Source organism: Aneurinibacillus sp. UBA3580 (assembly GCF_002375825.1).
GTDB lineage: Bacteria > Bacillota > Bacilli > Aneurinibacillales > Aneurinibacillaceae > Aneurinibacillus > Aneurinibacillus danicus.
Map to the genome: position 1 here is coordinate 1 of NZ_DFMZ01000035.1, position 3,825 is coordinate 3,825.

Consider the following 3,825-nt stretch of genomic DNA (forward strand, 5'->3'; position numbering starts at 1 on the left):
CGGCAGATTATGGCGGTGATTGTTCCGTTGCTGGACGAAAAAAGGCTCGAAGGCGCCTCTTACCCGCTGCGAGCGCCCCCCCTGCCGCTTGGACAGTTGGTGGAAGATACGCTCGAGATATTTGCACCGTCGATTATGGAGAAGCGAGTCAGGCTTATACTCGATGCAGATCCGGAAACGATTGTCTGGGGCGATGAAGATCGTCTGGAACAGGTGGTATATAACCTGTGCGATAATGCGCTGAAGCACTTGCCTGAGGAGCACGGCGTTCTCCGTGTAGAAGTAAATCAAATCGTACATCTGCACGGCGGGACATTTGCGATCGACAGCAAGGTCGGTGAAGGGACGACAGTCACTGTGAGACTCCCGGTTTATGCTGAACAATAACCGGAGGGCCTTATCAGAAAATGAAGAAAAGGGAAGGAGTGGGATTATGAGACGTTACCCGCAAATCATCATCGGCTGTTTTGTATTGCTTCTCGCGTTTTATCTGGGCGGGTGTGGCAATGAGAAGCAGAACGGGGAGAGAAAGGTGCCTGAGAAATTGCAGGTACAGTTTGTCGCTGAGCCACAGTCGCCACAGCCAGAAGAGGAAACGACGTTCTCTGTAACGGTGACCCAGGGAGGGGAGAAAGTAAACGACGCGGACGATGTGAAATTCGAAATTTGGCGTGAGGGGCAAAAAGAAAAACACACAATGGTTCCAGCGGAAAAAAGCGGGGAGGGTGTGTATTCTGCAAAACAGAAGTTTGATAAACCGGGAACATATTATGTAATGTATCATATTGACGCGCGTGGACTGCACAGTATGACCAATCACAAAATTGAAGTGAAAGACAAGAAAAAGTGAGCGAACGCTTGTTTTTTTACCGTTATTTCTCTTATTTATGAAATTATAAGAAATGAGAAGAGGTCTTCAACAGTGTAGACGCTGTACCAGGGAAAAGCGACCGGACGGAATCAGGTGTGCGTCGCTTCAGCATATTCTTGCGTTTAGCTCGCCTTTGGGATAAGGAAACAAGCACCCTGGCCTTTATCGCCTCATACTGTATAGAGGAAGGCAGACAAGGAGGCAGACGATGAAGGCTTCATATGTGGGTATTTTGCTTAATCAATCGATGTACCGGGGAATTCCGAAGGGACGAACACAGACGGAAGTGTTGGCTTTCTATGAAGAAGGCGCCCGTTTGTACGGATTGAAACCGTGCTATATTCGTTTGGCTGACCTGCGCCCTGGTCATAAGACCGTGCTGGCTTACGTCAAAACATGCGGCGTGTACCGCCGTGTGCGCGTTCCCACTCCTCGTGTCATTCATAATCGCGCATTGCTGTTTTCAAGCCGTTCGAAGAAAAAGCTGAACCTTCTGGCCAAAAAGTATATCGTATTTAACAGGTGGAATCGTTACAGCAAGCCATATATCCATTCTTTGCTATGGGCGGATCCTAATCTGCGTTCGCATCTGGCTCAAACGATGAGCGGGACAGTCGAAAATCTGCGGCAGATGATGAAGAAAAATCATGCGTTATTTATTAAGCCGGACAGCGGCAGCATTGGTGTCGGTATCATGCGGCTTGCCCGGATGGGCAATGGATTCAAACTATCCTACGCGGTATTGGAAAATGGGCGGAAACGCTGGCGGCATACGTTTTTTACCAAATCGCTTCCCGCGCATCTTTCCAAGAAACTGCGTACCCGGTCTTTTCATATTCAAGAGGAACTGCCGCTTTTGACGTACCGCGGCAATCCTTTTGATTTACGCGTCACGGTACAGAAAGGCGCAACCGGAGAATGGCAGGTCACCGGTATGGCAGGCAAAGTAGCGCCAACCGGCAAATTCTTGAGCAATGTGGGCCAGGGAGGGAAAGTCTATCGGCTTCACATTCTCCTGGCAGAATATCCGGATTTGCAAGCGGATGTAGTGGAAAGCGAGGTAAAGACATTTGCGCTTCGTGTTGTGCGTCGGCTTGAAGCATCTCTTCCCGGCCTTGCGGATGTGGGGCTTGACATTGGGCTTAATCGGCAGGGCGTGCCGCTGTTTATTGAGTGCAACGGACGTGATCAGCGTTATGCGTACCGGGAAGCCCAGATGCCCAAAGAATGGAAAGCAACGTACTCGAATCCAATGGGATATGCTCGCTATTTGCTTGACAGGGGAAAAAAGAAACCATAAAAAGGCAGCATCCCTTTGGGTGCTGCCTTTCTCTATGTGGAGATGAAAGGACTTTGCTGTTATTTCATTTCTTTTAATTCATTCAGCTTCAACGGCTCAACTGGCGTGGTCGTATCCATATGGCCAAGAATTGTTTCCACTTCTTTGCCATCAACGAGTACTTTCATGTTTTTATACCCGAATTGACTTAGGATGGTCGCCATTTCTTCAAGAAGAAACTGTTCACCGGTAGAACCAAGATTCGCCTGCTTAATCTCCGGCGACAGGCTAACGATTGCTGTGTCACCTTCTTTTTTCAGCGATTGGATTTTCACGTTTTTCGGTATAAGTGAGGTAAGGTTTTTGTTTTGTGGACCGTTCTGCCAGGCCATCAATGCAATGGTCGGCAGGTTCTCTTCCTTTTTATACTTGATAGTGCGCGGCTCTTTGTACTGCTCCATCAGATTGGAGTCGCTGAACACCAGCATCACTTCTTTTTCTTTTACTTCTTCTCCGTTTTCCGCAGGTTGTGCTTCTCCGTTCGCAGGCTCGGTCGCAGGAGTCTGCTGTCCGTTATTGTTCTGCGGCGGCTGTGCAGGAGGGGTTTCATTGTTGTTTGTATTGTTGGCAGGAGCCGGAGCTCCGCTTGGTGTGGACGACGTGCAGCCGGTGAGGGCCAACATAATCATAAGTACGATAGAAAAAAGTGCATGAGTAAGACGCATATGTATCCTTCCCTTCTGTCTGAAATCACCTTAGTTTCTATTCTTACACAATAAGTTACCAGAAAACACCTGCTGAAGTCCTAATCTCTCCATTGTAGTTAGACGCTTGGAAGTTTAAAACGGTGCACCTTTTTGTAAATTTTTTGTGCTACAATATAGATCGAATCAGAGAGTGGGAGATGACATCATGGAGAATTCATCCATACTTTCCATTGTGAAAGCGATTAGCGACGTGTTTCCACAGGAAGCTTCGATCGCCATTGCGGACAAGTCGAAATTCATTTATTATCAGCCCAGCAGAGCCATAGATTTGAAAATCAAGCCGGGAGACGATATTCATGAGAGCACGTTGACAAGCAAGGCGCTTACCCGGAAGCAAAGAGTCGAGCAGTACCTGGAGAATAGCGTATTCGGCGTGCCGTATTACGCAATGAGCACGCCGATTCTTAATGAAGGGAATGCAGAGGGGTGCATAACGGCAATCTTTCCGCCAACGGCAACGCCGGGAGTGCCAAAGCTTCCCCGTCATCATTTTCTCATCGGCAAAGGCGAAGATCGGTGGGTACCGATTCCGCTGCATGAAATTCATTTTATCGAATCGGACAAGGGGAAAACATACTTGTATACAGAGCGCGGCGTGTACGTGAATAAGTATAGTTTGGTGGAATTAGAACGCATCCTTCCATCGGATTTGTTTGTCCGCTGCCATCGCGCGTATATGGTCAATGTCTACTCCATTGCTGAAATCCATCCGGATTTTCATTCTACCTTTATGCTAATTATGAATGATGCAGCGCGTACACGTGTACCGGTGAGTCAAAAATATGCAAGTTCTTTCCGGCGCCTGCTGGGATTTTAGGGAAGAGGCAATCCTCTTCTTTTTTTTGTAAAAATCATGAGGAAAGAAGGAGAGGATAGAGAAAAAAAGATCTAAGGAAGAAAAAGGCGTT

At 47.7% G+C, this 3,825-nt stretch carries 5 protein-coding genes; 4 read left to right on the forward strand and 1 reads right to left on the reverse strand.

The annotated features are described in order from the left end of the window. The 3 genes from B2899_RS05780 to B2899_RS05790 all read left to right on the forward strand — a co-directional run. The coding region (locus B2899_RS05780; RefSeq protein WP_286884452.1) for a sensor histidine kinase at window positions 1-387 on the forward strand (387 nt) is incomplete at its 5' end. A gap of 46 nt (window positions 388-433) precedes the next feature. Next, window positions 434-850, forward strand: a complete 417-nt coding sequence (locus B2899_RS05785; protein ID WP_170230190.1) for a FixH family protein — start codon at window positions 434-436, stop codon at window positions 848-850. 229 nt (window positions 851-1,079) lie between these two features. Further along, a complete protein-coding gene (locus tag B2899_RS05790; RefSeq protein WP_286884453.1) occupies window positions 1,080-2,171 on the forward strand; it encodes a YheC/YheD family protein in 1,092 nt (363 codons plus the stop codon). A 59-nt stretch (window positions 2,172-2,230) separates the two neighbouring features. Here B2899_RS05790 and B2899_RS05795 read toward each other — a convergent pair whose 3' ends face one another. After that, on the reverse strand, window positions 2,231-2,875 hold the full coding sequence (locus B2899_RS05795; RefSeq protein WP_286884454.1) for a GerMN domain-containing protein: 645 nt from the start codon (window positions 2,873-2,875) through the stop codon (window positions 2,231-2,233). A 187-nt stretch (window positions 2,876-3,062) separates the two neighbouring features. Here B2899_RS05795 and B2899_RS05800 point away from each other — a divergent pair, with 187 nt between their 5' ends. After that, window positions 3,063-3,734 (forward strand): LytTR family DNA-binding domain-containing protein, encoded by a 672-nt coding sequence (locus B2899_RS05800; protein ID WP_146809335.1) that lies wholly within the window; start codon window positions 3,063-3,065, stop codon window positions 3,732-3,734. The last annotated feature ends 91 nt before the right edge of the window (window positions 3,735-3,825 follow it).